The sequence below is a fragment of the Mycoplasma enhydrae genome, from assembly GCF_017116825.1.
Classification (GTDB): Bacteria; Bacillota_I; Bacilli_A; order Mycoplasmatales; family Metamycoplasmataceae; genus Metamycoplasma; species Metamycoplasma enhydrae.
Genome location: NZ_JAFIRD010000020.1, coordinates 1 through 1,034, shown reverse-complemented (window position 1 = coordinate 1,034; position 1,034 = coordinate 1). Strand labels below are relative to the sequence as shown.

The 1,034-nt window shown below is 29.6% G+C and carries 1 protein-coding gene; it reads left to right on the top strand.

Annotation, left to right across the window (positions count from 1 at the left end; all coding sequences use genetic code 4):
- Positions 1 to 1,034: coiled-coil domain-containing protein (locus JXZ91_RS03045; RefSeq protein WP_205851542.1), on the top strand; the 1,034-nt coding region annotated here is incomplete at both ends.

Genomic DNA, 1,034 nt, shown 5'->3' with positions numbered 1-1,034 from the left:
CATCAAAAACTTGATGTTGTTCTAAAACAACTAAAAACGCTAACTGATGAAGTTAGTGGTGTTTACAATACTCTAAATACAGAAAATAAACAAAATAAAGAGCAAATCGAAAATGCTTTAGCTAAAGAAAAAGAAGCATTTAATAATTTAAAACCAAATGTTGCTGTTGCAATTAATGCGAAAAATATTGATGATCTTAAAGAAATTATTAAAAAACTAAACAAAATTAAAGAAGATGCTCAAAAAGTTAAGGATAGCGCAACTTCAAAACACTATTCAGCCAAAGAAACAGAAGCACAAGCCTTAATTACGGACATAACTAAGTCTATAAAAGAAGCAGAAGATGCTCTAAAAGAAGCAGAACAAAGTGAACAAGACAGAATTGATAGAGTCAAAGCAGCACTTCAAAAAGCTGCTCAAGACTTATTAGCTAAAAAACAAGAATTAGACGGCAAAACTAAATATGATGAAATTAATTTAGCTGTCATAACCGCTAACACCGAATTAGAAAGTGCAAAAAATGTTCTAAATTTACATAATAATGTTAAAAACCAAGGTATTCCTGCGCTAAAAACTGAATTAGATGCCCTAGACCAAGCAATTAAGGATACTAACAGTTCTATTACATCCGCTAAGCAAAAAGCAGAAGATATTAAGGAAGCACATGATAATCTATACAATACATTCAAAACTGGTAACTATAAAACAGCTACCCAAGCTGCTAAAGATGCTGGAACAGACGAAACAAAACTAAAAGCTGCATTGAAATTATTAGAAGATGCAAAAACTGAAGCAGAAACTTTAAAAGCTAATGCAACTAATGTTGGTTATTTAGCAAATAATACTCAAATTGTTGCAGATATTGCTGAACTAGATAGATTAATCACTGAAGTTAAAAATAACTTACAATCAGAACAACAAAGAATTGATGATGTACTAAACACTTTAAATGATGCTATAAGAAATTTAAATAATAAAATAGCAGAAGCTGGAAATTATTCAAATAAATACAATTCACTTTCTAATTATGTTGA